We start from the raw sequence: 25,918 nt of genomic DNA, 5'->3' as shown, positions 1-25,918 counted from the left end.
GCGTCTCCATCACCGACTGGTCGTTCGCCGGGTCCAGCCCCGACGTCGGCTCGTCCAGGAACAGCAGCGACGGCCGGGTCAGCAGCTCCAGCGCCACCGACGTCCGCTTCTTCTGCCCACCCGACAGCCGGCTCACCGGGGTGTCGGAATGCGCGGTCAGACCGAGCTCGCCGATCACCTCCGCCACCCGGGCCCGCCGTTCCTGCGCGGTGGTGTCCGCGGGGAACCGCAGCTCGGCGCCGTACTCGAGCGCCTCCCGCACGGTGAGCTGGGCGTGCAGCGGATCGGCCTGCGGCACGTAGCCGATCCGCCGGCGCAGCTCGTCGTACTCCGCGTAGAGATCCCGCCCGGCGTAGCGGACGGAGCCCACGTCCGCCGGGCGGAAGCCGGTCAGCGCGTTGAGCAGGGTCGACTTGCCCGCCCCGCTGGGACCGACCACACCGAGCAGCGAGCGGCCGGGCAGCCGGAAGGTCATGTCGTGCATCAACTGCTTGGTGCCGGCGAACACCGACAGCGCCTGCACCTCGAAGGCGACGTCGCCCGAGTCGACGTACTCGACCAGCGAGTCGCCCTCGAGCTGGTAGAGGTGGTGACCGATCGCGATGACGTCACGCTGCCCGACCTGGGCCCGCCCGATGCGCTGGCCGTTGAGGAAGGTGCCGTTCGCCGACCCGAGGTCGACGACCTCCACCCGGCCGGGGGCGACGAGCAGTTCGGCGTGGTGACGCGAGGCGAGCAGGTCCGAGACGGAGATGTCGTTGTCGCGCGAGCGGCCCAGGCGCAGCGTCCCGGGCCGCAGCGGGTGCAGCTTGCGCCGGGCGTGCACGATGGCGCTCTGCGCCGTCTCCAGGTCGGGAGCCGTTGAGGGGGGGGTCGGGCCGGCGGTGCCGGAACCCCCGGCCGGCGGTGGCTGCTGAGCCGCCGGGACCGGCGAGGCCGGTGGGACCGCCGGGCGTCCCGGTACCGGGACGGCGGGCGCGGCCGCCGCCGGCCGGGTCCGACCGGAGACGGGCGCACGGCCGAGAGCAGGTGCGCGACCGGGGACGGCGGGCGCGTGGCCGGGGGTGGCGTTGGACGAGGGCCACCCCGGCGCACCGGCCACCCGCGGCGGCGGCCCGGTCGGGACCGCGGGAGCGGGTGCCGAGGCGGCGGGCACGGAGCCCGCCGCGGCGCCGGCGGCGAGCCCGACGGGTGAGGGCACCAGCACGACCTCGGGACCGTCCGCGGCACCGAGCCGGAACCGGACCTCGGTCGAGTGGACCGTGGTGTCGCCCATCCGGCGCCCGTCCTGCCAGAGGCCGTTGGCGCTGGTGTCCCGCACCTGCCAGCCGCCGGCGACCGGCTCGAGCACGAGATGACGCCGGGACACCCTCGCGTCGTTGATGACGATGTCCGCGCCGCGTGCCCGACCGACCACGCACGGAGCGTCGCCCGTCAGCGTGTTGTGGCCCGCCGGGCTGATCACGCTCAGCGTGGTCCGATCCACCTGTACTCCCCCTTGCCCCTACCGCCATGGTGCCGGCTGCGATGTCTGTGTCAGCCAGGCGAGCGCGTGGCCGCGCGGGGACGTTGATCGTCCGCTCGACGACACCTAGTCTGCCTGCCCGACCCGACGGATTCTGCACTGATCCGCGACATGTCCGGAAGGCGACGACCGACAAAGCAAACCATCAGAGCGGATGATCGGAACCGCCCGCCTTCCCACGGCGGGCGGTTCGGCCATGCGGGGAGCTTGGTTCAGAGCCTGCGGTAGCGCGCCTCGATGAAGGAGTAGGCCCCGAACAGGACCAGTCCCACGGCGCAGAGGACGAGCAGCACCTGGCCGTACGCCTGGTCGGCGATCGTGCGCAGCGTGCCGTCGAAACCCTTGGCCTCGTCGGGGTCGAACTCGACGGCGGCCTTGACCACGAACACCCCGGCCAGGCCGAACACGACACCCCGGGCGATGTACCCGGCCTGCCCGATGCGCTTGGTGGCGGCGCGCAGCGCGGGGCTCATCTCCCCGCTCCTGAGCTTCTCCTCGAACTTGGTCAGCACACCCTTGACGATCATGCCGATGCCGGCGCCGACCACGATCAGGCCGACCGCGCCGACCAACCACCGGCCACCGCTGTTGCCCATGACCCGCGCCGTGTACGGAGCGGGCTCACCAGAACCCGATCCCGAACCACCCGAGGTGAGGAAGGCGACGGTGCTGCCCGCGATGACAAGGTAGATCACACCGCGGATACCGGATACCACCCGCTTGGCCGCGCGCTTCTTCTCGTCGGATTCCTCGCGGTGCCCGACCGCCGCTTCCAGCAGGCGCCACAGCGCGTATCCGATGAATCCGATGACGAGCAGAACCAGTACCGCCGTACCGAAGGGCTTGTCCGAGATCTCCCGCAGCGCGCCCTGCCGGTTCGCCCGCTCCCCGGAACCACCGAACGCGATCTGCAGCGCGATGATCCCGATCAGGATGTAGACCAGGCCTCGGGCGGCGAAACCGAGGCGTGCGGTCAGGTCGACCGCCTTGCTGTCGCGGGCACGCCGCGCATTGGCACCGCCGGCGGACGCGGCCGCGCGCTCTGGTCGCGCGACACTGGGTACGGACACGGCCCCTCCTCGACGAACAGTTCGGGCGGAACGCCCTTAGGCCGTCTGCCCGACGGGAGACCCACAAAACGGATAGGCGCCAGCCGGACGACCTCAGGTCACGGAAGCGGACGGCGTCAGGTAACGCAACAGCACGACGCCGTCGAGCTGGCGGACGTCCGCCAGCCGCAGCCGGTGCGCGGCGTCGAACGGGAACGCACCCGGGCCGACGAACGTCGGGGCGGCCGCCTCACCGACGAAGAACGGCGCGATGACCAGGTGCAGTTCGTCGACCAGGCCGGCGGTGAGAAACGCGGTGTGCACGGTGGTGCCGCCCTCGACCAGCAGCCGCCGTGTGCCGCGTCGGCTCAGGTCGTCCAGCAGGTGCTCCAGCGGCGGCGCCTCGAGATCGACGACGGTCGCCACCGCGGCGAGCTCCCGGTGGACGGCCGGCGCGGGCGCGGCTCCGGCTCCGGCCCCGGCCCCGGTCTCGGCCCCGGGGAACCGGTAGACGACCTTCTCCGCGCCGTCCAGGAAGAAGCGGGCGTCCGGGTCGAGCCGTCCACCGCTGGTCAGGACGGCGCGCAGCGGCGTCGCCGGCCGGCCGGCCGCCGTCCGCTCGGCCCGGCGGCGCCGCGAGCGGACCGCGAGCCCGGGATTGTCGCGGCGCAGCGTGCGGGCACCGACCAGGATCGCGTCGCAGCCGGCCCGGACCTCGTCCACGCGGTCGAGATCGGCCGGGCTGGAGAGGACCAGCCGCTGGGGCGAGCAGTCGTCGATCCGCCCGTCCAGCGACATCGCGCAGCTCAGGAGCACGTACGGGCGAATGGTCACTCCTCGGAGTCTTCGCCGTCCGAGTCCTCCCCGCCGCCGGCACCGCCGGAGCCGCCCGGGCCGCTGACGGCGTTCCCGCAGCGCTGGTCCACCCAGTCCGCGAGCTGGGCGCGTGGGCTGAGCACCGTCGGATCGTCCGCGACGCGGCCGGCGATGGCGCGGATGTCGTCCTCGGGCGCCAGGTCTCGCACGAGGAGGGCGACCAGCCGCGCCGACTCCGGGTTCCGTTCGATCTCACTCGGCTGGATGTCGATCTGTGAGCAGACCACGGTCGCGCCGGCCGCGCGGGTTTCCTCGGAGACCTGGTCACAGCCGGCGAGGCCGGCGGCGCCCGCCGCGACGAACAGGGCCGCGGCGAATCCCGGTCGGCCCGTCCGCGCGTTCCTGCCAGGAGCGGACATCGGTGTCATGCCTCCGAGGATGGCACGGACCGGTCGGTGCCGAGATCTGTCGGAGGTGGGGACTACCGTCTCACGGTGTGCGGATCGCGACCTGGAACATCAACTCGGCCAAGGCCCGGCAGGCCCGGCTGATCGAATGGCTTGACCGCGCGAGCCCCGACGTGGTCTGCCTGCAGGAGACCAAGCTCTCGGACGAGGCGTTCCTCGAGCTCTTCGACGAGGATCTGTTCCGTCGCGGCTACCGGGTCGCGCACCACGGCGACGGCCGCTGGAACGGGGTGGCGATCCTCTCCCGCTCCGGGCTGGACGACGTGCGGCGCGGGCTGCCCGGCGACCCGGGGTTCCCGGGGCCCGAGCCGCGGGCGATCTCCGCGAGCTGCGGCGGGATCCGGATCTGGTCGCTGTATGTGCCCAACGGCCGCACGGTGGAAGATCCGCACTACGCCTACAAGCTGGCCTGGCTGGCCGCGCTGCGTGACGTCGTGGCCGAACTCGCCGCGCAGGGCCCGATGATGACGCTCGGCGACTTCAACATCGCGCCGACGGACGCCGACGTCTGGGACATCGCCGAGTTCGCGGGCGCCACCCACGTGACGGAGGCCGAGCGGGCCGCGCTCGCCCGGCTGCACGACGCCGGCCTGCTCGACCTGATGCGCGAGCGCTGGCCGACCGAGACCGTCTACACCTACTGGGATTACCGCCAGCTCTGCTTCCCCAAGAACTACGGGATACGCATCGACCTGACCCTGGCCACGGCCGACGTCGCGGCCCGGGCCCGGGCGGTGTGGGTCGACCGGGCCGCCCGCAAGGGCACCGGGACGAGCGACCACGCCCCGGTCGTCGTCGACCTGGACGAGGCGCCGGACGGCGACATCGGGCCGATGGTGCCACCGCCGTCCGCGCGCGGTTCCTCCGGGCGCTCCGGGGCGGGCACCCGCCGCCGTGCCTCGACCTGACCGCCCCTGACCGCCCCTGACCGCCCCCGGAACGGCCGCTGACCGCCCCGAGGCCGGCCGACGCCGGCGCTTCCCCGCCCGGCCGACACCGACACGGCCCGTAACGCGGTCGCCCCCGGCGCACGGACCAGACAGGGTCCGTGCGCCGGGGGCGATCAGATCTCGGGCCCGGTCAGTCGCCGCGAGCGCGCCGACCGGTGCCGCGTGGGGTCAGGACGCGGACGAATCGGCCGCCGGGTCGTCGGCACGCGGGGCGCCGGTCTCCGCGACGGCGCTGGTCTCGGTGCCGGCGCTGGTCCGAGTACCGGCGCCGCTCTCCGCCGTCGGCAGCTGCGCCGCCGACGAGGCGTTGACGGGGATCCGGGTGCTGCGCGGCGCGGCGGCCGCTCCCGCCAGCCGGACGGTCAGCACGCCGCGGTCGTACCGCGCGCTGATCCCGGTCGCGTCGACGTTCTCCGGGAGGGCGAACTCCCGACGGAACGAGCCGTGCCACCGCTCCCGGTGCACCCGGCCGTCGACCGTCTTCTCCTGGGCGGAGGAGCGCTCACCGCGGACGACGAGCGCCCCGCGGTCGATCTCCACCGTGACGTCCTTCTCGACGTCGACACCCGGCAGCTCGAGATTGATCAGAACGTCGTCGCCGTCGACCAGGACGTCGGCGCTCGGCACGACGCCCTGCGGCCGGTTCGTGGCGCGCAGCGGGCGCACGGCGCGCTCCCGCGAGCCCCACGACCGCCGGACGATCTCGTTGAACTCGCGGTCCATGCGCTCGAACGCGGCGAACGGGTCCCACAGGTAGGTGCTCATCTCGGTCGTACTCCCCTCTGGGCGGGGCCTCGTGCGTGAAGCCTCTCGTCGTCGGGCCCGATCGGCCTGTCCGTCGGGCACGAGAATGAGTCTAAAGGACTCAATCTTACGAAGGCAAGTGAGCTCAATAACTCGCATGGCACTGATGTGCGGAACCCTCGCGGACGGCAGCTCTGTTCTTCCGGAGAAGAGCCCCGCCCCGCGGGAAAAATCGCCTCAGGACCCGACAGTCACCCGCGTTACGTCGCCGACCAGGAGAAACCTCGCGCGAGGATGCCTTCTGACCACCAGTGAGCCGGACCCAGGGGCGGGGCTGGAGTCACGGGCGGGGCTGGGAGCCGGCCGACGGACCGGCGGCGGTCTCCGTGGATCGGCCGACGCGTGCGCGGCCCAGCGCGTCCGGCCTTCCGGATCGCGCTGGGCCGCGTGACCACCCGCCGCCGAGGCCACCCCGTCGGCCCGAGACCACCGGCGGGAGGGACTCGGCGCCCGGGGCGTTTACTTCGGGTCCTCCGCGTAGGTCACCTTCACATCGGTGAAGCCGAGCGCGCCGAGCAGGCCGCGCAGCATCGCCGTGGTGTTCGTCTTCGCGAGCGCGAGCACCTGGCCGTCGGCCTTCGCGGCGTCGCCCATCTTCGCGGAGGCCGTCTTGTAGAGCTCGGAGTCATTGCTCTGGTCACCGAACAGCCCGCCCACCCGGTTCAGCACCCCCCGCTGACGGGCGACCACGTAGCTCTTGTCGAGATCGAGCCGCGGCTCGGAGACGGTGGGAGAGGGCAGCTCGATGCTCACCGACCGCCGGTCCTCGGAGACGGTCACGGCGCCGTCCCCGAGCTTGCCGAAGTCGACGACCGAGTCGACGGTGCCGACCCCGACGAACAGCGTGCGCTCGCCGCGCAGCGCGTCCGGGATCCAGCGGCTGTCCTCCTCCAGGTCGACGACGACCTCGAAGTGCGCGCTCGCCGCGTGGTACTCACTGAGATCCTCGAGCGAGCGGAGCACGGCCGGCGAGCTGCGGTCGATCGTCCGCTCCTCGAACGGGTTGGGTAGCGACGGCCGCCAACCGGCGACGAACGCGATCCCGGAGATGACGAGGATCACCAGCACGAGGTAGGCGATCAGGCGGACGGGGTTGAGCCGGGTGCGCGCCGCGCGGATGCGTCGCGTGGCGCCGGATTCGTCCTGCTCGGTGGAACCAGGCGTGTCCCGAAGGGCGGAACCGGACTCGTCACTCATGGTCGGACATGTACCCGACGAAGATTGCGATCAATCGCCGTCGCGATCGTGCCGCGCGTCGCTTCCGCGACCCGGGTCAGGAACGCGGGCGGGAGACCTCGGCGGTGCGGGCCACGACGATGGCGGTGCGGTCGTCGCTCGGCCGGCCGGGGGCATGGCGCCGCACCGCTTCGAACGCGTCGTCCAACAGCTCGGCCGGTGCCCGCCGCGGGTCGCGCAGCAGCTCGGCGACGAGCCGGTCGACGCCGAACTGCTGGTGGGCCGCGTTCCTGGCCTCCACCAGCCCGTCGGTGTACACGAACAGCACGTCGCCGGGTTCCAGCCGCAGGACGTCGGTGTGCCACGCGCCGTCGGCCGCGACCAGGTTCGACATGATCGGCCCGGTGGCGGCCAGCCAGGCCACCTCCGCCCGGCGGCCGGCGACCTGCGGCCGTCCCGGCCCCGCTCCCTGGAGCCCCAGCTCCCAGGTCTGCCCACCGGAGTCGGCGTCCGTCCTGACAACGTCCGTTCCAGCCGGGTCACGTTCGACGGCCTCGCCCTCGATGGTCTCGCCGACGACGGCACCGGCGACGGCACCGCTGCCGCTGCCGCTGCCGACGACAGCACCGGCACCGGCACCGGCACCGGCGACAAACGAGCCGGCGGCGGCGACGACCGTCCGCGGCCCGGCCGGACCCGCCGGCTCCCCCACCCCGGACGCGGCCACGCCGACCTCGGCCGCGGGCCCGGCGCGGCACGGCCGGCGCAGCAGCAGGGCGTCCGGATGGCCGGCGTTGGCGAGCCGGACCTCGCCGCTGGCCGGGTCGACCACCGCCACCACCGCGGTCGCGAACATCTCGTCGGTCTCGCCGAGGCTGTCGACGACCCACTCGATCGCCTGGCCGGGATCGGCGCCCCGGGTCAGCGCGGCGTCCAGGAGCTGTTTGAGACGCAACGCGAAGACACCGGCCACGGCGCCGTGGCCGGAGACGTCACCGACGACGATCCCGACCCGCCCGTCCGGGAGCTCGAAGGAGTCGTACCAGTCGCCGGCGAGCTCGCCCTGCGCGGGATCGACCCGGCCGCGCAGCACCAGCCCGGGTGCCCGCAGCACGGACGGGGTGAGCGCGTCCCGCAGCGCGACCACCGCGGGCCCCTGCTGGGCGAGGGCCTCCCAGGACCGCTCGTTCTGCCGCACGAGCCGGACGAGCTGGGCGCGCATCGCCTCGATGTTGCCGGCGAGCTCGACGATCTCCGTCGGCCCGACCTCGGGGATCCGGGTGTCGTAGCGGCCGGCCGCGACGGCGTTCACCGCCCGGCGCAGGGCGTCGATGGGCCGCAGCAGCCACCTGCGCAGCACGGTCAGCACTGTGAGTACCACGCCGAGGATCACGAACGCGGCGCTCGCCAGCGAGCTGAGCAGGAGCACCGCGGCGCTCTCCAGCCGCCCGGACGCCGCGGTCTGCTCGTTGTCGATCGCGACCCCGAGATCCGCCACCCGGCCGCGCAGCTCGTTGAAGCGCACCCGGCCGCCGGCCTTCTCGATCTTCCGTGCGGCCTGGACGTCGCCGTCCTCCATCGCGGCGACCTCGGGTTCGGCGACGTCGCTGCGCCACGCCTGGTAGGCCGCCTCGATCTCGACGGTCCCCTCGACGAGGTCGGGGAACTCGGCCAACAGCTGCTGCAGCCGGTTCATCTGCTGGGGAATCGTGCGGTCGGACTCGTTGTACGGGCCGAGGAAGCTCGGCTCCTCGGTGATGAGGTAGCCGCGGACGGCGCTCTCCTGGTCGACGAAGTCGGCGAGCAGGAGAGCCGTGGTCGTCGCCGCCGGGTCGAGCCGTTCGCCGCGCTCGGCGGCCGCGGAGTTGGCGCGCAACGCGGCGAACACCGCGAGCGCGAGCATGACGGCCACGGCGATCGTGGAGATAGTGACGAGCACGCGGATGCCGCTGCGCAGACCCGCAGTCTCAGCCACCCGTCACCCCTCCGGCGCACGACCGCGGTGATCCCAGGGGTGTCCCCGGGGAGGCCGTCCCGCCACGACGCACTGTCCTCAGGAGGCATTGTCGTCCAGGTCGGGAGACACCCATCCGGCGGCCATCCGATCAGCAACGCCAGGGCACCAGATCCAGACATCGTTCGGTGTCGACAACTGGTAGCCCTGGTGTCGGGTATGCATGGTTGGCACGCGTCAGCATCGTCGCGACCGGGAATGGCGGCCGGATTCCGGCGGGCTCCGGGGCCGTCGGCGCGCCGGACATCGGTGAGACATCGGGCGGCCATCGGGCGGGCATCGGGTGGTGGTGGTCCGCGCGGGACACCACACCGGCGGGATCCGTCAGCGACGCGGGCCGACACGCTCGGGCCTCGGCCGCTGGGACCCGGCTGGGCGCGGTCCACTGTGGTAACGGTGCGCCCGCACGCCCCAACCGATCGCGACCGCCAGCAGGGCGCCGACAAGGGGTCCGACGGCCGCCCGGGGCGCGGGCCCGCCGCCCGCCGGGCCGCCGAGCACGGCCTGGCCGACCGCTCCGCCGAGCAGCGCGCCGAGCACTCCCAGCACCGAGGCCGTCCCCAACGTCAGTGGACGGCGGCCTGGAAGGACCGCTCGGGCCGCGACCGCGACCAGCGTCCCGAGCCCGAACGAGGTGAGCACGAACCAGACCATCGATCGCCCCCCGCCGGCCACCGCCCGCCCCGGATGGGCACTGGGCGAACCACGGTCACGTTGAGATACCCAATGAACACTCTCGGGAACCATCGCCATGGGTGGGCCCCAACCCCGGGCCACTCGGCTCGACAGGACACCGCCAGGAACGTTCGACTACCGTGCGTTCGTTCGAGTAACTAAGAGGAAAGAGTGGAACCCGCCGACCCAGCTGGCGGCTACCTGCAGCCACCCGCCTGTTTCGTCAGTGCAGGCCGTGTGGTGGTGGTGCGCAGCCGCGGTGCGGAGCATCGGCCCCGGCGGAAGACGCCCCGCGCTCCACTGGCCCAGGCGCGATCACTCGAACCCGGTCCCAACACGACGGTCGTCCGCGGCCCGTGCCCAAGTCCGTGGGCGTACCGCCCTCCTCGTCGCCGTCCGGCGACCATGACGTCCACTCGCCCGAAGGAGATCATTCCGACGATGCCGACGACGACCTCATCAGGCACGCGATGACGGCGGGCACGCCCGCGGAGCCGGCCCGCGGCCGGCACCGCGCCTCGGCCCAGCCGGAGCGCACGTCCCCCGAGGGCCGAGCGGTCGCCCGCGGATCAGGCACCGCCACCACCACGCTCACCGGGACCAGGCCGGTCGGCAGGCGTCCACCGGCCGGGCGGCACGGAGCGCGGCCGGTGCCGTCCGACACCGCGGTGTGGACCCGCGGCCTGACCAAGCGTTATGGCGAGCACCGTGTCGTCGATCATCTTGACCTGCGCATTCCCGTCGGCGCCCTGTCCGGTTTCGTCGGGCCGAACGGCGCCGGCAAGTCGACGACGCTGCGGATGCTGCTGGGCCTGGTCCGCCCGACCGAGGGCCAGGCCTACGTCCTCGGCGAGCCGGTGAGCGCGCCCGACCGCTACCTCGACCGCACCGGGGCGATGATCGAGGGGCCCACGTTCCATCCGGGTCTGTCCGGCCGGCGCAATCTCGACCAGCTCGCGCTGTTGCGCGGACTGGGCCGGGCCCACCGGGCGGGCGGGACCGGCGGGCGCCGGTCCGGCGGCACGGGACCAGCCGCCGCCGGAGCGGCCGGCCGGGTCGGCCACGGCCGACGGGGCCGCCGCGACCGGGTGGCGGAGGTGCTCGACCAGGTCGGCCTCTCCACCCGGGCGGACGACCGTTTCGGCACCTATTCGCTCGGGATGAAGCAGCGGCTCGGCATCGCGGCGGCGCTGCTGCCCGACCCGGACCTGCTGATCCTGGACGAGCCGACGAACGGGCTGGACCCGGCCGGCATCCGGGAGATCCGCACGCTGCTGCGGGATCTCGCCGGCACCGGGATGACCATCTTCGTGTCCAGCCACCTGCTCTCCGAGGTGGAACAGATCTGCGACCACCTGGTGATGATCAGAAACGGCCGGATGCTGTTCCAGGGGCACGTGGCCGAGCTCCTGGCGGCCGAGGACCCGCGCATCCTGATGGTGCCCGAGCGCGACGACGACGCCGTCCGGCTCGCCGGGGTGCTGGGGGCGACCGGGCTGCGGACGGAGATCGAGATGGCCGGCGGGTCACGGCCCATGCCGACACCGGTCGAACGGCACCCGGTGGTCGTCGCGCACGCGCCCGAGGGGCTGGCGCCGGACATCAACCGGATCGCCATGCGGGCCGGGATCACTCTGCGCTCGATCCGGACGCACCGACCGAACCTGGAGGAGACCTTCCTCAAGGCGACGGGGGACGTCGACGGTGACCTGACGATGCGAGGTGGTGCCACATGATCGACGCCTTCCGTTCCGAATGGGTGCCGCTGCTGCGCCGGCGGTTCCTGATCGGCATTCTGGTCGCCGTCGCCGCCGTCGCCGCGCTGGGCACGACGCTGACGATCTTCTCGGCGGGCCGTACCGACTTCGACGGCGATCCGGTGTCGGTCGCGATGCTCGCCGCGCCGTCCGGGATCATCGAGGGGCTGGCGGCGGTGACGATCCTGCTCGGCGTGGTCGCGCTGTCCGTCACCGCCTCGGCGATCGCCGGCGAGTACTCCCACGGGACTTTGCGCAACCAGCTCGTCGCGCAACCGCACCGGTCGCGGCTGCTGGCCGGCAAGATGCTGGCGCTCGCGGTGTTCCTCGTGCTCGTGGTCACCGTGTCCGCGTTGGTCTCGGTGGGGCTGTCGTTCGCCCTGGCCCCGTTGAAGGACATCCCGACGGGCGCCTGGCTGTCCCTTGCCGGGCTGGCCGAGTTCGGGAAGGGCCTGGCCAACGTGGCGTTCGGCGCCCTCGGTTACGCCGCCGTCGGGGCGCTCGCGGCCGTGGTGCTGCGCTCCCCCGCCGCGGCGATCGCGGTCGGGGTCGCCTACGCCCTGCCGGTCGAGATGCTGGTGTCCCGGATCTACGGCCCGGCCGGCGGGTGGCTGCCGGCGCACCTGATGGAGATCGTGGCCGTCGGCGGCAACGGGTACGCGACGGCGTACGCCACGGCGGCCCTGCGGGTGCTGGTGTTCTGCGGCCTGGCCGCGGCGATCACCGCGGTGCTCTTCCGCCGCCGCGACGTCACCGCCTGAGGCCGCGGGCCACCCGGCGCCGCCCGGCGCACCGGAACCGCCCGGCGCGGGCAACGGCTCATTCGCGCAGCAGCACGTCCAGGTTCACCCGCAGCAGCCACTGGTCCAGCTTGAACGGCGGGTAGGGCCAGCGGATGCCGTCGAGCACCATCTGGTTCACCGGCAGCCACAGCACCCGGCGCCGCGCGTCCACCGCCCCCCGCCGGATCCCCACGTACCGGGTCGCCGGACCACGCAGATGATCAAGGCCGACGTCCACCGGGTCGAGGGTTCGGAAGGTCATCCGACTGCCCTGGCCCGCCGGGCGTACCGCCGTCACTAAACCGTCCAGGCCGGCGAGGAGCACCGCCCCGGTCGTCGGGTCGACGGTCAGGCTGCGCACCAGCCCGCCGCGGTCTGTGTCGGCGACGAGGAAGTCCGGCCGGTTGTCCTGGCCCCAGGTGTCGACCGGCCAGTTGCCGACCGCCGGGGTCCGGCTGACCAGGCCCCGCTCCCGCCCGAGCTTCGGGTAGACCGCGAGGCGGTCGGCGCGCAGCCCGTCGGCCTTCGTCCGGGCCACGTAGAGGGTGCCGTCCGCGCCGAAGCTGGCGGTCTCCATCCGCGAGCCGTCCTGCGCGGCGCGCACCGCGGTGCTGCGCGGGCTGATCCGGCCGGTGGACGCCTGGTAGGAGAACTCCTGGATCGGGAACGGGTGCGTGACGTAGTCGGCGCCCCGGCAGTCGCAGATCAGGACGAAGCGCTCGTCGTCGGTCTCGCTGGTCGGGTCGGCGACGACCTCCCGCGGGTTGACCACCACCTGCACACCCAGCGGCCGGACCTGCGGGTACTGCCAGTACGCGCGGACCCGGCCGTCGAGGTCGAGGACCATCAGCGCGCCGTTCTCCGTCCCGCCGTAGCCGGTGCCGAGGTACTGGGCGACGACGAGGTGCCCGCTGCGCGGCAGCCTGGTGATGGACGCGGGCCCGCGGGGCGAGCGTGGCTGCCCCTGGGTGAGGACGGGGAAGGCGGTGGCGGCGACGTGCGGTTCGAGGGTGCCCGCCAGGGCGTCGGCGGTGCGCGACAGCGCCGGGTCGTAGCGCCACGCGCCGGCGGAGCCGTCGCGGCGCAGCTGCCCGACGGCCGGCAGCTGGCCGTAGGTCCGCACGTCCCAGTTGTAGTAAGGCATCAGCGAGGTGAAGACGGCCCGTTCGCCGTCCTCCCCGGACGGCGCGGGCACCACGATGACGTCCGAGACGTCGCCGCCACCGATCCCGGCGAAGGTGGGGTCGGCTCGCGGCTGCGCGTCCCGGCCGGTGGAGGACGGGACGACCAGGCGGGTGAAGCGCCGCCCCTCCGGTTCGAACAGGCCGAGCTCCATACCGGTTCCGGTGAGCTTCGACTGGTCGTCGGTGAACGGCGTCGTGCTGATGAAGACCGTGCCGTCGGCCGCGACCGCCGACATGAATCCGGCCTGCCCGGGGCCGAACCCCCAGCCCGGCACCTCGACGACCTCGATCCTGGACCCGGAGCCGAGGGCCCCGAAGGTGCCCGGCGCGCCGAAGATCGCCAGCAGGTCCTCGGGGATCTCCTTGAGTGAGCCGGCGGGCATGGACGGAGCCGCGGTGACCCCGCCCACCGGAGTGGACGCGTGCGGTGAGGGTATCCGCAGCGACGGCAGGTCGGAGCCGCCGTCGAGCAGGCGCCACGCGGCCGCCCCGGCGGCGGACAGCGCGCCGAGGCCGGCCACGCCGGTGATCAGCCGTCGGCGGGTGAACGCCGGGGCGGGGCTGGGGGCGGGGGCACGCGGCCGGCCGCGTGGCGGTCGGCCGCCACGGTGCCGGCCGAGATCGTTGGTGGCGTCCGGGTCGAGCTCGGCCGCGTCGGCCGCGTTCGTCGGGTCGGCCGCGTCGGTCGGTTCCGGCATCAGATCCGGGCGGCCTTGGGACGGAAGACGATCGTGTTGACGTAGCTGTCGCCGGTGCCCTCGGCGACGATGCGCAGGTAGCCGTGCTGGGCGACGGACTCCATCCCGCGCTGGTGCCCGACCAGGTCGAAGCCCTCCAGCGGGTGCCACACCCCGTCGAGGTGGAAAGTGCCCTCGTAGCCCCAGCTCGCCAGCAGGTCGAGGGTGTCGGCGGCCGGCGAGCGCGCGTCCTCCACCTCGACGACCAGCACCGGCCGGAACCGGCGTACCAGGCCCTCGGCGCCGCGCAGGACGGCCAGCTCGTGCCCCTCGACATCGATCTTGATCATGCCGACGTTCCGCAGGTCGAGTGAGTCCAGCCGGATCGTCTCCACGTCGACCGCCCGGCCCTCGGCCCCGGCGGCCCCGGCGGCCCCGGCGGCGTCGCGGCCGGTCGGGCGCAGCAGCGAGGCGCGCCCCTCGGTGCCCCGGCCGCCCGGGGGCAGCCACAGCCGTGCCGTACCGGCCGTGTCCGACGCCGCCTTCGGCACCACGGTCACGTTGGACGGCGCCGTCCTGGCCACGAAGTCGGCCAGTTCCGGGTTGGCCTCGACGGTCACCACCGACCGGGCGGCCCGGGACAGCCAGTAGGTCCACGGGCCGTACCAGGCACCCACGTCGACCGCGGTCTGGTCCGGGTCGACGAACATCCGGACCTGGCTCAGGATCGGCTCGAAGCGACGGTGGGCGTAGGCGATGGCCGAGGCGAAGACCCGGTCGGGGATGCGCTCGGCTAGGGAACTGGTCAGGGCCACGGATACTCCGTTCGGACGGCCCGCCGGCCGGCGGGCCGCGATGGCCCGCCGGCCCGCCGGCCGGCGGGCCGTTCTGGGCCTCGATGGGAACGTTCGCCGGGCACGGCCGCCCGGCACGGGTGGACACCGGTGGCCGCCGGCGACGCGGCGGGCGGTGCGCTGTCAGATGTCACCAGACGCCGACGGGTCGCGCCTCGCCGCCGGGCGGAGGCTGACCCGGACGAACCGTACCCGCCTCGCCTCCCGGCACCACCCGTCCGCCGGGCCCGGCGGCGGTCGGCACCACGCCGGCGGGCGGCGCGGCGGCGGCCCGCGCGGCGGCGGCCCGCGCGTCGGCGCGGTGCAGGAGGTGCACCAGGATTCCGAGGGCCAGCGCCGTCGTGGCATGGCAGACGAGCCCGGCCACCGAGGTCCGCATCGCGTCCCCGCCGGCGAGGCCCAGCCCCGCCGCCGTGACGACGGCACACGCCGTCAGGACGGCGACGACCCGCCGCTGGGCCGCGCCGAGCAGGTAGGTGGTGAACATCATGGTCACGGCCAGGCAGGTCATCCCCAGCGCGAGCACGGACAGCGAGGACGCCGCGCCCGCGAGGTCGGGTCCGAAGACCATCGACAGCAGCGGTCTGGCGGCCACCGTGCCGAGGCCCGCGAGCAGCAGCCCCGGGGTGACGACGAACGCGACCGCGACCGCCAGCGCCGGGGCCGTGCCGTGCCCGGCGGCCCGCCGGCGCGCGGCCTCGGGCAGCAGGAAGTTCGCCACCGCCAGGCCGATGAACACCGGGACCTTGCACGCCGTCGAGATCGCCGCGTAGGCGCCGGCCCCGTCGTGGTCCAGCCAGCCGACGATCACGACGTCCATGTTCTGCAGCAGCGCGAGCGGGACGAGCGCGCCGAGCGCGACCCAGGTGTCGGCCAGCAGCCCGCCGCGGCCGGATCGCGTCGGCCCGGGGATGAGCAGCGGGCCGGTGGCGGTCAGCGGGCCCGGCCCGGCCACGGGCATGTCGGTGGCCCCGTCGAGGCCGAGGGCTTGCTCTCGGACGGCGAGCGGCGCGCCGCCGGGAACCGTGGCAGCCGCGGGGGGCACCGCGGCCCGCGCCGGGCGGGGGACCTTCGCGACGCCCAGCCGGGCGTGCTCGGCGCCGAGCGCGATGCCCAGCACCAACCCGAGCCCCGCGCCGTTGACCCCCAGGCCCGCGCCCACGAAGACGACGATCAGCCCGATCCGCAACGCCGCCTCGACCACGAAGTTGACCGCCAGGCGCGAGTAGGCGCCCCGGGCCTGGAGCACCCCGCGCTCGACGCACAGCAGCGTCCACACCGCCGCCCCGACCACGGCCTCCGCGACGGCCAGCGGGTGGGCGTAGGAGAGCAGGGCCGCGGCCGGCCGGCACAGCAGTACGGCTACCGCCGACGCGGCGACCACGCCGAGGCCACAGGCGCCGCGCAGGCGCCTGATCCAGGCCCACTGGGCGCGCCGACTGTCGCCGTCGCCGGAGGTCTCCCGCTGCACGACGGCGATGAGCAACGCGTTGCCGAACACCGAGAGGATCATGAAAATGCTGACCTGGACGACCACCGCGCCGTACTGGGCCGGGTCGAGCACCCGCGCGAGCACCAGGTTCATGAACAGGTTGAGGCCGTTCACCAGGACACCCGCGACCGCCAGCGCCGCCGGGCCGGCCAACATCCCGGCGAGCATCGCCCGGGAGCGCGTCGCCACTCTGCCTCTTCCTGGGTCCGTGGTCCTGGATCTGCGGTCCTGGATCTGTGGGTGCCTGCCGCGGTCGGTGCCGCGCACCGGTCGAGGCGGGCCACCGACCTAAGGGCGGAATTGCCGGTAATCGTACGACCACACACATCGTGCCGTCGCGGGCGGCGGTCCTGTACCGCCCCCCGAAGGTGGGGGGTGGCCGGCCAGTAGGTTTGCGCCGCAAGACCTCCAGCGATGGGAGACATCCGGTGACCACAGCCGCGCCCCGGCCCGTTCACGCCCTCGCCGGGCGTCACCTGGTCTTCCTCAACTGGCGCGACAACGCCCATCCGCAGGCCGGCGGGGCGGAGCTGTTCTGCCACTCGGTCGCGGAGCGGTTCGCCGCGGCCGGCGTCCGCGTCACCCTGCTCACCTCCCGCCCGCCGGGCGCCGCCGCCGCGTCGACGGACGGCGGAGTCGAGGTGCGCCGCGGCGGGGGCACTTTCGGGGTCTATCCGTCGGTGCTCGCCCGGCTGGCACGGATGACCCGCTCCGGGGACCCGGTCGACGCCGTCGTCGACTGTCAGAACGGCATCCCGTTCTTCAGCCCGCTGGTGCTGCCGGGACGGATCCCGGTGGTGCAGGTGCTGCACCACGTCCACCAGAAGCAGTTCCCGCTGTACTTCCCGCGGCCGGTCGCGCGGATCGGCCAGCTGCTCGAGACCCCGGGCAGCCGGTGGGTCTACGGCCGCCGGCCGGTGGCCGTGGTCTCGCCGTCCACCAGGGACGAGGCCCGCGGGGTGCTGGCGCTGCCCGGGGCCCGGTTCCTCGTCCCGAACGGCGTCACCCTCGCCGGTGACCGGACCGCCGCCGGCAGCGGTGCCGACGCGGCGAGGGCGGCGGCGCCCACGATCGTGTGCGTGGGCCGGCTCGTCCCGCACAAGCGCCTGCACCTGCTGATCGAGGCGCTGCCGACGCTGCTCCGACGGCACCCGGGGCTCAGCCTGCACCTCGTCGGCGACGGGCCGGACCGCGCCCGCCTCGCCGACATCGCCGCCCGACTGATGCTCACGCAGGGCGACGGCTCCTCGGACGCGACCGTGCGCTGGTACGGGTTCGCGGCCGCCGAGGTCCGCGACACCGTGCTGGCCTCGGCCTGGCTGACGGTGAACCCCTCCCACGGCGAGGGATGGGGCCTGTCGGTGCTCGAGGCGAACGGGATGGGGGTGCCGGCGGTCGCGTTCCGGGTGCCGGGGCTGCGCGACTCGGTCCGCGACGGGGTGACCGGCTGGCTGGTGGACGAGCCCGGACAGCTCGCCGACACGGTCGATCGCGCGTTGACCCTGCTCGCCGACCCGGCACGGGCCGGGAAGATCCGCGCGGCCGCGCGGGCGTGGGCCGGCGGCTTCGGCTGGGACACCAGCGCCGATCTGCTGGCCGCCGTCATCGGATCCGAGCTCGACCGGCTCGCCGGTCCCGGCGCGGGGGCCGGTGCGGACGTGGGGGCGGGCACCGGGACCGGAGCCAGCGCCGGCGGACGCTCGGCCGTGGGCCCGGGTGAGCCTCCGGCCCGGTACACGCCGGCGCGCCCACTCGCCGCCCGCCGTCGGCGGGACCGGCGGCGCCGCGACGACCAGGCGACCTGGGTCGAGTTCGACCTTCCGCTCGACGCGGAGGTCCCCGTCCTGCGTCGGACCGACCTGGTCTTCGAGGTCACCCCGGAACCGGAGGCGACCGGACCCGAGACGATCAGGCCCGAGACGGCCGGGCCGGAGGCCGCCTGGCCCGCGGCCGGGCTGTCCGGCCCGCGGCGTCGGTTCGTCGCGCTGTTCTACGGGGCCGACAGCACCGGAGCCCGCACGGCGCTCGCCCGCCGCGGGCTACGGCCGGCCCAACGGCCCCGCGCGGCCACCGGCGAGGACCTGCTCCTCGCCGCCACGCAGGCCGGCGCGAGACGCACCGGACGCAGTCACGCCGCCGCCCGGTCCTGAGGCGCCCCACCGCCGCGGGCCGGGCCCGCGGCGGTCACTTCAACGCCGCGGCCAGGCTGCCCGCGATCTCCACCAGCGCCACCTGGTAGACCTCGGCGAAGCGCCGCACCCCGGCCGGGTCGAACAGCCGGCGGTGATGGCAGAACATCAGTCGCAGCCGGTCCGCTCCACCCGCGGCACAGATCAGGAGCCCCTGCGGCATCCCCGTGGTGGCCGTGAACGACAGTCCGGTGATCGTCGGCGCCGTCCCGTCAGTGGCCGGTGGCGTGTCCGGGCGCCCGATGTTACTCACGGCCAGGGTCGGGGTCAGGAAGCCACGGGTCGCCGCGACGGCACCGCGCAGGGCCACCCGCCCCAGCGGCCCGGGCAGCACCGACATGGCGACCGTGACCGCGGCGGTCGCGGGCGCGTCAGCCCACCGCCAGGGGGTCCGCTTGGCGTCGACGGTCTGCTCGACGACCCTGCGGGCCAGCCGCTGGGGCGCCGCACGGTCCGCCGCGCTCGTACCGATCATCGCCTGGCCGGCCAGGTTGCCCGCACTACGGGCCGTGCCGGCCGAGGAGGCGGGTGCCGCGTCCATCGGCATCCGCACCCGGACGGTGCCGGTCGGACGGCCCCGCTCGGTGTTCCACCGCTCCGCCGCGAGGTGCGCGGCGGAGATCAGCAGATCGTTCACGGTCATCCGCCGACCGTCCGCCAGCGGCAGCCCGCGCGGGACCGGTAGGTCCACGCAGTACATCCCGAAACCCCGGGCCCGCCGCGGGCCGGTCGGCACCAGATGGCGCGACCTCCGCCCGGAGACCGGCCGCGCCGCGGGGGCCGCCGAGCCGGCTGACGGGGCGGGTGACGCCGTGGCGGGTGGCGGGGCGGGCACGGCCGCGGTGGCCGGCCCGCCGGCTCCGGCCGACAGGCGGCCCGGGCGGTCCACCCGGCAGCCGGCGAGGACCTCCTGGAGCAGCGCCAGCGCGCTGACCCCGTCGAGCGCGGCGTGGTGCGCCACGAGGCCGACGACATCCCCGGTCGGGCGGTGGGCCAGCAGGAAGCGCACCGGCGGGGAGGACCGCAGGTCGAACGGCCGGGAGGACAGCGTCTCCAGGGCTCGCCAGACCGCGCCGCCCGAACCCGCGTCGGCAGCCGCGCCCCCGTCGGCCCCGTCTGCGCCGTCTGCAGCGACGTCGATCTCGTGAACCGGCTCGCCGAGCGGTTCGGCTCCGGGCGGGAACCGCCAGCCGGGCGCCGAGCCGGCGCCCGGGGTGATCAGCGCGCGGGCCATCGGGTGGCTGCGCATCGACCGGCGGACCGAGCGGCGCAGCCGCTCCAGGTCGATCACCGCGTCCGTCTCCGCGACGACGCCGACCGTCAGCGGCGACCAGCGCCGATCCGAGGCGAGGATCAGTTGTTCCGTCACGGTGAACGGCCGGTGGCTGCCCCCTTCCGGGCCCACCGGCGCCGCCCCCGCTCGCCCGGACGGCGCGGGCGGCGGCGGTGGGCCCGCCGCGCCGCGGGCCGGCGACGCGGCGGGCCGGCGCGGCCCGGCCCGGCCCCGGGGCTCGGCGCGCCCGGGGGCATGGCCCGGGGCGGGAGTGTGGCTGGGCCGACCGCGTGGCTCACGTACCGCGCGCAGGGCCCGCGTGCTCAGGGAGGCCATGAGCGTCCCCTTCCGGAGAGGTCGGCGTTCGCGGAACCACCGCGGCCAGGGCGGTCGCCGCGGTCGTCGGGGTCGCCGCGGTCGCCGCGGTCGCCGCGGTCGCCGCGGTCGCCGGACGGCGACGGGAAGTGACCGGCGGGGTCGGCTGAGGACGGTTCGGGTGGCGTGGGCGAGCCCGGCTGGGCCCGGCGCAGCGCGAGCGCGGCGATCGTCGCGGCGAAGGCCAGCGAGCCGAGGGTCTGGGCCGGCCAGCCGAACGCGCCCTCGTCGGAGAGCGGAATGCTGTCGGGGCTGACCGCGACGGCGATGCCGGAACCGACCATGCCGGCCACCGCCAGCACGCCGAGCACCACCGGGACCCGACGGCCGACGAGGACCAGCACCGGTACCGCGAGGGCCAGCCAGCCCGCGACCAGGAACACCGCGGCGGTGGCCAGCGCCGTCCCGGCCCACGCGCCCGGCACGCGGGCGAGCAGCCCGATCGGCGGGACGCGCCGCGGGTCGAGGCCCAGCGGGTACCCGTCGGGAGCGGAGCGGCGCCGGAGCCGGTGCCGGCCCGGGACGGCCGCCAGAACGATCAGGAGGACGACCAGGGCGAGGCCGATGAGCAGGTTGCGCCGGTAGTCCTGGCCGGGAAGGTTCTCGATCACGATCGTGCCGGCGCCCCCCGCCGGCACGATCCAGCCCTGCGCCCAGCCGTCGAGTCGGACCGCGGTGAGCGGCTTGCCGTCCAGGGTCGCCGTCCAGGAGGCGTTGGCGTTCTCCCGCACCGACACGAAGGACCGCGCGCCGGCGCCGATCTCGACCGTGCGCCGTTCGGCGCCCCACTCTCCGACCCGGGTCGCCCGCGGCTTCTCGTCGCTGGTCGCCGCGTTGACGCCGACCAGGCTGAGCGAGTCGACGAGCATCGTCGAGGCACCGAGGTCGACGGTGATCAGATGATCCCCCGGGTCCAGGGTGATCTGGTTGCCCGCCGAGCACAGGCTGAGGCGGAACGGCCGAGCGGTGGCGATGTCGCTGTATCTGCCCTCGACCTGGATGTCGTGGCGGACACCGTCGATCATCAGTGCCGGCCCCTGGCCGCACGGGATGACCAACGGATCGTCGGACGTGTCGACGGCGGCGCCGGACGGCGGCAGGAGGGCGCTCGCGGTGCCGGTGAGGGTGAAGGTGAGTCGGCGCGGCACCTCGAACCGCCGGGACAGCGTGATCTCCTCGGATCCGCCGAAGGGTTGCAGCGGGTCGACCCTGGTCCGTTCGAAGGAGTAGGCGACCAGCCCCTCCCCCGGGGCTCGGAACTGGTCGGCCATGTCGGCCGGAGTCTGGGCGTACCGCTGGAACCGCACGCCGGGGATCTCGATCTCGCGCAGGCCGGCGCCGAGGACGGGGTCGCTCTCCCGGCTGACCTTGTCCAAGGTGATCCGGTACCAGCGGCTCTCGCCCGGAGGCACCGCCAGGCGCTGGATGTCCTCGGTCTCCGAGACCTGGGTGACCGCCGACCCGCGCTCGGTGGTCACCCGCAGCGCCTCGACCACCGGACGCCAGTCGCCCTCCTCCAGCAGCCGGATGTCGATGTAGGGCGCGGACATCTCCCGGCCGACGTCAAGCTGGATCCACTGCCCCTGGGAGGTCGCGCCCTGGCGGCGCAGCGCCGTCCAGGCCGTCGAGGTCTGGCCGTCCACGGCCGCGAACGGCGCGAAGTCGGGCGCCGCGAGCAGGTCGTAGCCGTAGGACGAGGCCTGGACGGACATCCCCCCGGCGTAACCGGCGACGGTCTGGTGACCGGCCACCGGCCGGTCGACCCACTGGCTCACCGCGCCGGACCGGCCGGCGACGGTCTCGTCCGGGCCGAGCAGGTAGGACGCCGAGTCGTGCACGATGCCGAACGTGAAGTCACGGCGGGTGTTGGTGTCGGTGACCGCCCAGGCGGTCGTGGGTGTGAGGACGGCCGACGCCGGTGGTGGATCCGCGATGGGCGCCTGCGTGATCGTCGTCCCACCGCTCGGGGCGGACTGGTCCGCCTCGGCGAGGTCGGCGGCGAGTACCACCGCCCGATCGGCGCTCAGCAGCCCCTGGCCGGCGAGCTGGACGGTCGCCTCGGGGCCGCCGGAGACGATGACCCCGGTGTCGACCGGATAGGCCTGGACCATGCTGGCGCCGCCCGGGACCGTCCAGATCTCGAGCGCCGGCACCTGATCCTCGGACTTGCTCAGGGATTCGACGAGCCGTGCCTTGGCTCCCGTGCGGGCCTGGACCTCGGGTCCGAAGGACGCCGCCCGGACCAGGCCGGAGCTGAGCAGCGAGCGGTGCAGCTGGTCCGTCGACGGCGGGATGTCCCAGTCCTTCTGCTCGATGTCGTTACGCACGAGCACCTGGCCGACCCCCGACCGGGACAGCGCCACCGCGAGCCCGGGGGTGGAGCCGGTGGCCATCATGCGCTCGATCCCGTCCATGAGACGGGTCGTCCCGACACCGCCCAGCGGGATGAGGCTGCGCACCCCCCACGGCGACCGGGCCAGCCACTGCAGCGGTTCGTCGAGGGGACGGCCCCACTGGTACTCGGCGAACGGGGCACCGGGCAGCACCAGGGCGCGCCCGCCCTCGGGATGGTCCGCGAGCCAGTCGGCCGCCTCGACCCAGTAGTCCGGCACGTCCTTGAAGGGCCGGGGCTGCAACCCCTGGCCGCGCAGCATCGGTGCCATCCCGGCGACCAGCGCGCCGATCGCCACCAGCGCGACCAGCGCCGGGCCGAGCCGGCGCCGGTCAGGGCGTGGCCCCCGCGCCCGCGCCGCGGCGGGCTCCTCGGCTCGGCGCCCTTCGGCCCGCCACGAGAAGGCCACGCCGAGCAGATGCGCCAGACCCAGGGCCATCGGGAGGCGGACGACCGGCTGGAACTTGTAGACGTTGCGCAGGAACCCGAACGGCTCGGTGAGCAGCGAGCGCACACCGTCCGCGAGCGGGCTGCCCGGCTGGCCCGGATAGGCCGCCGCCACCGAGACCACGCCGACGGCGAGAGTGATGAGCAGGAAACGACGGGCCGGCAGGTCACGGCGGGCCAGCCCGGCGAGGCCGAAGGCGGACACCACCGCGGAGGCGACGATCGCGAGCGGGGTGCTCACGTACTCGCGGGCCGCCGGCAGCCACGGGGTCGGCAGCGACAGGTACGCCATCCAGTCCGCGGCGCCGCGCAGCGTCTCGCCGACCGACGTCGTCCCCGTCGTGGTCCGGGCGGTCTCGGTGAAGGGCAGGAAGTTCAGCCCGTAGCGGCCCTGCACGGCCAGCGCGAGCACCCACCAGGCGGTCGCCAGCACCACGCACACGCACCACCACGCGCGCAGGGCCCAGGCCCGCCTCGTCCCGCCGGCGAACACCAGTACGACGGCCGGGCAGAGCAGCACGCACAGCGTGACGGTCGCGTTGACGCCGCCGGTACCCAGCACCGCCAGCCCCGACAGGGCCGCGGCGCGCCGCGGCGACATCCGCGTGTCGGCCAGCTCCCGGGCCGGCTCCCCGGTGTCGTCCCGGTGGCCGGTGTCGGCCCCGCCGGTGCCGTCGGGACGCAGCGCCAGGATGAGCGGCAGGGTGATCCAGGGCAGCATCGCCGCCCCGGCCATCGCGACGGACGTCGCACCGATCTTGCCCAGGAACATCGGCGACAGCGCGTAGCTCAGGCCGGCCAGGTAGCGGGCGCCCGGACTGCCGATCCCGAGTGCCTCGGCGAGGCGGACCGTGCCCCAGGCGGCGGCGGTGAGCAGCAACGCCATCCACAGCCGCTGGGTGATCCACGGTGGTACGCCGAGCAGGTTCCCCAGCCCGAAGAAGGGGCCCATCGGGAACAGGTAGCCGGCGTACTGGTTCGGCAGGAAGCCGAAGTCGGACGTCGAGTTCCACAGGTGGGTCGCGGCCGACATGAACCGCCAGGGCTCGAGCGGGACGTCGAGCTTGGTGTCGGCGGTCAGCTTCCCCGGTGACTGGAGGAGGAACAGCACGACAAAGCCGGCGAACATCCCCAGCAGCGGCCGGCGGGAGGCCCGGTCGGGCGCACCGTGGGGGCGGTCGGGCCGTGGCCGGCCCGCCCCGCGCGGGCCACGGGCACGGGCTCCCGCGGGCGTGTGATCGGCGGCCGGGTCGGTCGGACCCGGGCGGACGGCGTGGCCGGCCGGCGAGGAGGAGATGGGAGGCTCCAGGCAGTAGTCGGGATTGGCCCGACCTTCATACAACCTCGCACCGACAGGGCTGAGGACCGGTGCGACCGGCGGGAGCCGACGACGCCCGGGCGGCGGCCGGTTCCCGCGGCGGCGCGGCCGGACCCGAGCGGGCTCCACTGGTCACGGTGCGGGCGAAGGACCGGGGATCTCACCACGGGAGGACGCCGGGGTTAACCGCGCGGGCCCGTGCGCCACGCTCACGGCCGAGACCGCGGGAGCGGGACGCGGCGCGGGGGCCGGACGGGGTACCGCGGGAGCGGCGGGCGGCACGGGACCGGCGGGTAGGACCGGAGCCGCGGGAGTGGGCCGGACGGGGGCGTTCGCGGGACCGGGCCGGGCGGGACCGGGCCGGCCGGGAGCGGCGGCGGGCCCGGCGGGAGCGGCGGCCGTGGGCCGGACGGCCGGCACCGGCCGGGCCGGTGTGCCAGGCCGGGTGCGGGCCGTCGGCCGGGCCGGTGTGCCGGGCCGGGTGGGCGCCGCGGGCGCCGGCAGCTGGCCGGGCGAGGCACCCTGCGGGTCCCCCACGGCGGACGGCGTGCCGCCCACCACGGGGCGCGGCGTGGCCGGGCGGCCGAACAGTTCGGACGCGTCCACGACGCCGAGCTCGCCCAGCCGTTGGCGACGGCTGACCGGGCGACGGCTGACCGGAGGAAGCCCGACCCGGCTGAGGTACCGGCGGGCCCGGACGACGTCGACGAGCATCGCGGGGGTGTGCCGGGTAATCCGGAAGGTGCCGCCGGGCGTCTCCTCCCAGCGCACGGGCACCTCGGCGATGCGATAGCCCACCGAGCGCGCGATCGAGAGCACCTCGACGTCGAATCCGAATCCGGTGGAGCGCGCGAGACTGAAAAGAATCTTGGCTTCCGCGTGCCGAAACGCCTTGAAGCCACACTGCGTGTCAGCGACGTCCAGCGCCGCGAGTGAACGCGTAATCTGGTTGAAAGCCCAGCTCCCGGCCCTACGGCCGCTTGTCCGGGTGGCCCCGTCGCCGATTCGGCGTGAGCCCAGCGCCACCTCGGCGTGCTCCAGCGCGGCGAGCAGCAACGGAAGGTCGTTCACGTCGGAGGCCCCGTCGGCGTCCATGAAGACGATCGACTGGCCGTGCGCGGCCGACACGCCCGCCCTTACCGCGGTGCCCTTTCCGCAGTTCCACGGCAGACGCACCACACGGTGGTTGGGAAAGCCCTCGAGCAGGTCCTCGGCGACCGTGGCGGTGCCGTCGGTGCTCCCGTCGTCGACGACGATCACCTCGGCCCTGGGGATCTTTCCCACGACGGCCAGCAGCCGCGGCAGGGACGCCGGAAGACGAAGTGCCTCGTTGTAAGCGGGAATGACGACGCTCACGGGCACACGGTCCATTACTCACCCCTCGGCTGTGACGACAGGAGCGATGACCGGACCCTCACCGGATGGAGTCTGTCCGTGGCGGCCAGTCTGAATTGCCGAGTTTCGGGGGAGCTGCGCGCTCTGTCAACTTCCTCCCGTCCTGGCGACGTCCGGGCGCCCGTGGACGACAGCTCCACTCGCTTACCGGCCATACCCGCGCGACGATCGCCGCAGATCGGCGCTCAGCATACGGAATGGCCTGAAGATCGACACCGCTGGGCAGACGGGGTTCTTCACGGCCAGCGGCAACACCGGGAACATTGTACTCATCGACACCAAGGTGCTACCCATCGTCCACATCCAC

General features: G+C 74.4%; 18 protein-coding genes. 4 read left to right on the top strand and 14 right to left on the bottom strand.

Annotated features, from left to right (window positions below; translation table 11 throughout):
- From B056_RS0115890 to B056_RS0115875, 4 genes are all read right to left on the bottom strand, one after another.
- A partial coding sequence (locus B056_RS0115890) for an ATP-binding cassette domain-containing protein (protein ID WP_018502853.1) occupies positions 1 to 1,486 on the bottom strand: 1,486 nt, incomplete at its 3' end.
- 251 nt (positions 1,487 to 1,737) lie between these two features.
- The gene (locus B056_RS0115885) at positions 1,738 to 2,595 is read right to left on the bottom strand and encodes a DUF1206 domain-containing protein (RefSeq protein WP_018502852.1); all 858 of its coding nucleotides are present in this window, start codon (positions 2,593 to 2,595) and stop codon (positions 1,738 to 1,740) included.
- A 93-nt stretch (positions 2,596 to 2,688) separates the two neighbouring features.
- The gene (locus B056_RS0115880; RefSeq protein WP_020572523.1) at positions 2,689 to 3,408 is read right to left on the bottom strand and encodes a RibD family protein; all 720 of its coding nucleotides are present in this window, start codon (positions 3,406 to 3,408) and stop codon (positions 2,689 to 2,691) included.
- Positions 3,405 to 3,818, bottom strand: a complete 414-nt coding sequence (locus tag B056_RS0115875; protein WP_018502850.1) for a hypothetical protein — start codon at positions 3,816 to 3,818, stop codon at positions 3,405 to 3,407. Before B056_RS0115875 ends, B056_RS0115880 begins: the two co-directional genes overlap by 4 nt.
- 68 nt (positions 3,819 to 3,886) lie before the next feature.
- Here B056_RS0115875 and B056_RS0115870 point away from each other — a divergent pair, with 68 nt between their 5' ends.
- A complete protein-coding gene (locus B056_RS0115870; protein WP_018502849.1) occupies positions 3,887 to 4,765 on the top strand; it encodes an exodeoxyribonuclease III in 879 nt (292 codons plus the stop codon).
- Positions 4,766 to 4,975: 210 nt separating this feature from the next.
- On the opposite strand, the gene B056_RS0115865 is transcribed toward B056_RS0115870, so the two are convergent.
- The 4 genes from B056_RS0115865 to B056_RS0115850 form a co-directional block, all read right to left on the bottom strand.
- Positions 4,976 to 5,572 (bottom strand): Hsp20/alpha crystallin family protein, encoded by a 597-nt coding sequence (locus B056_RS0115865; RefSeq protein WP_018502848.1) that lies wholly within the window; start codon positions 5,570 to 5,572, stop codon positions 4,976 to 4,978.
- 498 nt (positions 5,573 to 6,070) lie between these two features.
- Complete coding sequence (locus B056_RS0115860; protein ID WP_018502847.1) at positions 6,071 to 6,808, bottom strand: DUF4230 domain-containing protein; 738 nt, start codon at positions 6,806 to 6,808, stop codon at positions 6,071 to 6,073.
- Between the two features lie 76 nt (positions 6,809 to 6,884).
- Entirely contained in the window at positions 6,885 to 8,762 is a 1,878-nt protein-coding gene (locus tag B056_RS45395; RefSeq protein ID WP_018502846.1) for a PP2C family protein-serine/threonine phosphatase, read from the bottom strand.
- Positions 8,763 to 9,125: 363 nt separating this feature from the next.
- Positions 9,126 to 9,455 carry a hypothetical protein gene (locus B056_RS0115850; protein WP_035751652.1) on the bottom strand — a complete coding sequence of 110 codons (330 nt, stop codon included), beginning with the start codon at positions 9,453 to 9,455 and terminating at the stop codon, positions 9,126 to 9,128.
- 491 nt (positions 9,456 to 9,946) lie between these two features.
- Here B056_RS0115850 and B056_RS0115845 point away from each other — a divergent pair, with 491 nt between their 5' ends.
- Entirely contained in the window at positions 9,947 to 11,212 is a 1,266-nt protein-coding gene (locus B056_RS0115845; protein ID WP_026239761.1) for an ABC transporter ATP-binding protein, read from the top strand.
- On the top strand, positions 11,209 to 11,994 hold the full coding sequence (locus B056_RS0115840) for an ABC transporter permease subunit (RefSeq protein ID WP_018502843.1): 786 nt from the start codon (positions 11,209 to 11,211) through the stop codon (positions 11,992 to 11,994). Before B056_RS0115845 ends, B056_RS0115840 begins: the two co-directional genes overlap by 4 nt.
- A gap of 58 nt (positions 11,995 to 12,052) precedes the next feature.
- Here the strand turns inward: B056_RS0115840 and B056_RS0115835 are convergent, their stop codons facing one another.
- The 3 genes from B056_RS0115835 to B056_RS0115825 form a co-directional block, all read right to left on the bottom strand.
- Positions 12,053 to 13,897: a hypothetical protein gene (locus tag B056_RS0115835; protein ID WP_018502842.1), complete on the bottom strand. Its 1,845-nt coding sequence runs from the start codon at positions 13,895 to 13,897 to the stop codon at positions 12,053 to 12,055.
- The gene (locus B056_RS0115830) at positions 13,897 to 14,691 is read right to left on the bottom strand and encodes an FkbM family methyltransferase (protein ID WP_018502841.1); all 795 of its coding nucleotides are present in this window, start codon (positions 14,689 to 14,691) and stop codon (positions 13,897 to 13,899) included. Before B056_RS0115830 ends, B056_RS0115835 begins: the two co-directional genes overlap by 1 nt.
- 169 nt (positions 14,692 to 14,860) lie before the next feature.
- Positions 14,861 to 16,411, bottom strand: coding sequence for a lipopolysaccharide biosynthesis protein (locus B056_RS0115825; protein ID WP_018502840.1), 1,551 nt, complete (start codon positions 16,409 to 16,411; stop codon positions 14,861 to 14,863).
- Between the two features lie 239 nt (positions 16,412 to 16,650).
- On the opposite strand from B056_RS0115825, the gene B056_RS0115820 reads away from it, so the two are divergent.
- Entirely contained in the window at positions 16,651 to 18,372 is a 1,722-nt protein-coding gene (locus tag B056_RS0115820) for a glycosyltransferase family 4 protein (RefSeq protein WP_018502839.1), read from the top strand.
- Positions 18,373 to 18,406: 34 nt separating this feature from the next.
- On the opposite strand, the gene B056_RS36725 is transcribed toward B056_RS0115820, so the two are convergent.
- From B056_RS36725 to B056_RS0115805, 3 genes are all read right to left on the bottom strand, one after another.
- The gene (locus B056_RS36725; RefSeq protein ID WP_230203022.1) at positions 18,407 to 20,020 is read right to left on the bottom strand and encodes a condensation domain-containing protein; all 1,614 of its coding nucleotides are present in this window, start codon (positions 20,018 to 20,020) and stop codon (positions 18,407 to 18,409) included.
- Entirely contained in the window at positions 20,008 to 24,240 is a 4,233-nt protein-coding gene (locus B056_RS36720) for a DUF3367 domain-containing protein (RefSeq protein ID WP_230203021.1), read from the bottom strand. Before B056_RS36720 ends, B056_RS36725 begins: the two co-directional genes overlap by 13 nt.
- A 108-nt stretch (positions 24,241 to 24,348) precedes the next feature.
- Entirely contained in the window at positions 24,349 to 25,572 is a 1,224-nt protein-coding gene (locus B056_RS0115805) for a dolichyl-phosphate beta-glucosyltransferase (RefSeq protein WP_230203020.1), read from the bottom strand.
- Positions 25,573 to 25,918 lie beyond the last annotated feature (346 nt).

This window comes from Parafrankia discariae, from assembly GCF_000373365.1.
GTDB classification, from domain to species: Bacteria; Actinomycetota; Actinomycetes; order Frankiales; family Frankiaceae; genus Parafrankia; species Parafrankia discariae.
Note: the sequence above shows the minus strand (reverse complement) of the source record. Positions and strands in the feature narration are given on the sequence as shown.